The sequence below is a fragment of the Intestinibacter sp. genome (genome assembly GCF_051866655.1).
In the GTDB taxonomy this organism is placed as follows: Bacteria; Bacillota; Clostridia; order Peptostreptococcales; family Peptostreptococcaceae; genus Intestinibacter.
The window spans coordinates 1-3,967 of sequence record NZ_JBJDXL010000286.1; the positions used below are offsets into that span (position 1 = coordinate 1).

Genomic DNA, 3,967 nt, shown 5'->3' on the forward strand with positions numbered 1-3,967 from the left:
TTTACCAACAGCACATGCTACTCTTATTCCAGGTGCTATTATTTTTGAGAAGCTGGCAGCGTATACTACTATACCTTCTTCGTCGAATGATTTTATAGGAGCTACAGCTTCACCACTAAATCTCAATTGTCCATAAGGATTATCTTCAAGTATTATAACACCGTATTTTTTACATAATTCATAAACGCCTTTACGTTTTTCAAGTGACATAGTTATACCAGTTGGATTTTGGAAGTTAGGTATAACGTATATAAATTTAGGTGTTGGTTTTATTTGTAATTTTTCTTCTAAATCAGCTAAATCTATTCCGTCGTCTTCCATTTTAACTCCGACTAAATTAGCGCCATTACTTCTTATAGAATCAAGAACACCAAGGAAAGAAGGATCTTCAGTTAAGACTGTGTCGCCTTCATTACATAATATTTTAGCTAAGAAATCAGCTATTTGTTGACTACCAGAAGTACATATCATCATATCGTCGTCTCTTACGACATTTCCATCTCTATTTAAGAATTTTTTTGCTTCTTCTAGTAGAGGATGATATCCTTCAGTTAATCCGTATTCTAAAACAGATAAAGGTTTATTAGTAAGAACATCATTTGAAAATTCTGCTATTTTATCTATTGGAAAAGAATCACTTGCTGGGTTTCCTCCTGAGAATTTAATTAAAGTAGGATCTCCCATCATGGCTAATATATCTCCTGCTGGAGATGGTTTTAAGTTTTTAAATCTGTTTGAAAGATTGTATTGCATATTTTGTGCCCCCTTTATTTAAATTTATAGTATTAATTATATAACAAAATTTATGTAATATAATGTAAAATTTTAAAATTTTATGAAAAATATAATTCAAAAACTGTAAAATATTAAAAATGTATTAAAGGGTTTTAAGGAAAATATTAGAAATTATTTATATTAAGTTCACATTTCTTTCCTATAATCAAAATATAAATTAAAAAGAAAAAAGTTAAGGGTTATTATAAAAAAATCTAAAGAGCATAAGTAAATCAAAAAGGAGGATTATAATGAATAATCAATTTGAAAAGAAAAATGCCTTGGTAAACAACCTGATAGCTTGTACAAATTCAGACAATTATAAGATAAGAGCTGCAGCATATACAGCACTTGGAAATTTTGTAGATACAGATGAAGTTCTTTATAAGATGAAAGATGGTATAGAAGATTCACATGCTGAGGTTAGAGAAGCTGCAATGAAATCTTTAAAAAAAATCTACAATGAAAGAAAAGAAAAGGAATTTTTCCAAAAATGGCTTTATGAAATTGAAGAGCTTAGAAAAATTTCTTAAAAACTAACTATGATATCAACTAAAATTAAAATATCCACTTAAACGGCAATTTTAAAAACTTTTAAAATGCCACTTGGAATTATATTTCTATCCCCAACGAGTATAATTCCCGACAAAAAACTGCCCTTTTAATCGGCAGTTTTTTGTTTTGTCTATTTACTTGAATATAGTTTTAAGATTATTTATAAGTAATCTATTTTCTTCAGGCTTTAATATACATACTCTAAAGTAGTATTCAGAAAGTCCATCGAAGGAATTACAATCTCTAATTATTATTTTTTTAGGAAGTAATTTCTCTCTAAGCTCTCCAGCGGTAAGCTTCTTAGAACTTATTTTACATAGTATGAAATTACCTTTGCTAGGATATACTGTTAAGTCGTTTATACTGTTTAAAGCTTTAGTCAAGTAGTCTCTTTCTCTAAGCATCGCATCTATAGTATTGGAAATAAACATATTATCTAAAAACATTATTTCTCCCATTGCAGACGCTATTATATTTATATTCCATAAATCTAGGTTTTTATTTATTTTTTCCTTTACATTTTTATCTCCTATAAGTCCATAGCCAAGTCTAATACCAGGAGTTGAGAAGAATTTTGATGTTCCTCTTATTACAAATAATTTATTGTAATTATCGACTAGTTTAGTTGATGAATAGATATTTGTTTCTGTAAATTCTATATAAGTTTCATCTATCATAACGTAGCATGTAGTATTTTTTAAAATATATTCTACCTGTTCCCTAGAAAAAGCAAATCCTGTAGGGTTGTTAGGATTACATATTATAGTCAAATCGTAATTTCCTTCGTTTATAGAATTTACTAATTCTTTTTCATCTATTACAAAATTATTTTCCTCTTTAGAAAAATATTTTATAACTTCGCAATTTATTTTATTAAGCTCATTTTCGTATTCAGAATATGCAGGTGATAAAAGTAGAGTTTTATTTGGTTTTATTGTCTTTATAAATGATGATATTAATTCAGTGGCTCCACTACCTAAAACTATATTTTCCTCTAAACAATTACAATATGTAGATATAGATTTTTTTAAATTTACATATTCTGGGTCTGGATACATAGAGACCATATTTATGTTGTTGATTACGTATTCTTTTGCTTTGTTTGAAGTTCCAAAAGGATTTATGTTAGAGCTGAAGTCCATAAATTCGTCTTTTGAAAATCCGTATTTACTAGATAAATCATATAAATTAGCACCATGATTTACACTCATTTTAAAGCCTCCTTTAAAGTACTATTTCTTATATAAAAGTATAAATATATAAAAAAATATAATCAATAATCTATATAATTATATTTATTTGTATTGATACAATTTTAAATAAAATATATAATAAAATGAGAATGCATAAACAGGAGGATAAAAATGTTTAAAATTACAGGTGTAATGTTATCTGAAGAAGAAATAAAAGCAAAAGTAGCTGAATTAGGTAAAAAAATAGAAGAAGATTTCAAAGGACAGGATTTATTAGTAGTAGGTATACTTAAAGGAGCAAGTGTATTTGTTTCTGATTTAATAAGAAGTATAAATTTAGATGTAAATATAGATTTTATGAGTGTTTCTAGCTATGGAAACTCAACTGAATCTTCAGGCTCAGTAAAAATACTTAAGGACTTAGATGTAGATATCAAGGGGAAAAATGTACTTATAGTTGAAGATATAATAGATTCAGGATTAACTTTAAGCAACTTAACAAGAGAATTAAAAGCTAGAGATCCAAAATCTTTAGCAATATGTACACTTTTAGATAAACCTCAAAGAAGAAAGGTAGATATTCCTGTTGACTACGTTGGATTTGTTATAGAAGACAAATTTATAGTAGGATACGGAATAGATTATGCTGAAAAATATAGAAACTTACCATATATAGGTATAGTTGAAGATGTTTAGAACATACTAATATTATTATATTTGCTTAAAATATAGACTGTAAAGTAATTCGTTTATTTTTGCAGTCTATTTCTATATTTGAAAATATATTTAGCGGTACAAAAGGAGGATTAAAATTATGGATATTCTTTTATTTTTTCAAAGTATAAGAAATGATATTTTAACTATGATATTTACAGCATTTACAATCTGTACGGAGACTATGGCGGTTACATTAATAGCTGCTATAATGTATTGGTGTATAGATAAAAAATGTGGACAAAGGCTGTTATTTGCAATTACAGGGAGTATAACTATAAACTCAGGTATAAAGAATTTTTTTAAGGTACCTAGACCTATAGGAAGTGAAGGGCTAGAATCGTTGAGAACATCTACTGCTACAGGATATTCATTTCCAAGTGGACATACTCAGACGGCAACTACAGTTTGGGTATCTATTATGGAGTATTTTAGAAAAAATTGGGTTATCGTACTGGGTGTAATAATGGTTTTAGGAGCAGGAGTTTCTAGACTTTATCTTGGTGTTCATTGGCCTACAGATGTATTAGGTGGATGGATATTAGGTATTGTATTGAGCTTAATTTTTGTAAAATTATTTGATTATATAGATCAAAATAAATGTTATTACATATTATTCTTGATTTTGATTGTATTTATGGTTGCTGTGTATTTTTTAGCTGGGGAGGAATTGGTTAAAAGCTTCGGTATGTACACAGGATTTATTTTAGGATATATAATAGAGGATAAGT

5 protein-coding genes are annotated in these 3,967 nt (G+C 27.7%); 3 read left to right on the forward strand and 2 right to left on the reverse strand.

Going from position 1 to position 3,967, the window contains the following annotated elements:
• On the reverse strand, positions 1 to 753 hold a 753-nt coding region (locus tag ACI3VO_RS08510; protein WP_439757505.1), incomplete at its 3' end, for a PLP-dependent aminotransferase family protein.
• A gap of 272 nt (positions 754 to 1,025) precedes the next feature.
• Here ACI3VO_RS08510 and ACI3VO_RS08515 point away from each other — a divergent pair.
• Entirely contained in the window at positions 1,026 to 1,307 is a 282-nt protein-coding gene (locus ACI3VO_RS08515) for a HEAT repeat domain-containing protein (protein ID WP_439757506.1), read from the forward strand.
• A 156-nt stretch (positions 1,308 to 1,463) separates the two neighbouring features.
• Here the strand turns inward: ACI3VO_RS08515 and ACI3VO_RS08520 are convergent, their stop codons facing one another.
• Positions 1,464 to 2,540 carry a pyridoxal phosphate-dependent aminotransferase gene (locus ACI3VO_RS08520; protein ID WP_439757507.1) on the reverse strand — a complete coding sequence of 359 codons (1,077 nt, stop codon included), beginning with the start codon at positions 2,538 to 2,540 and terminating at the stop codon, positions 1,464 to 1,466.
• A 153-nt stretch (positions 2,541 to 2,693) separates the two neighbouring features.
• On the opposite strand from ACI3VO_RS08520, the gene hpt reads away from it, so the two are divergent.
• Both hpt and ACI3VO_RS08530 read left to right on the forward strand, forming a co-directional pair.
• Positions 2,694 to 3,218, forward strand: coding sequence for a hypoxanthine phosphoribosyltransferase (gene hpt, locus ACI3VO_RS08525; protein WP_439757508.1), 525 nt, complete (start codon positions 2,694 to 2,696; stop codon positions 3,216 to 3,218).
• 118 nt (positions 3,219 to 3,336) lie between these two features.
• Positions 3,337 to 3,967 (forward strand): phosphatase PAP2 family protein (locus ACI3VO_RS08530; RefSeq protein ID WP_439757509.1); only part of this gene is annotated, 631 nt, incomplete at its 3' end.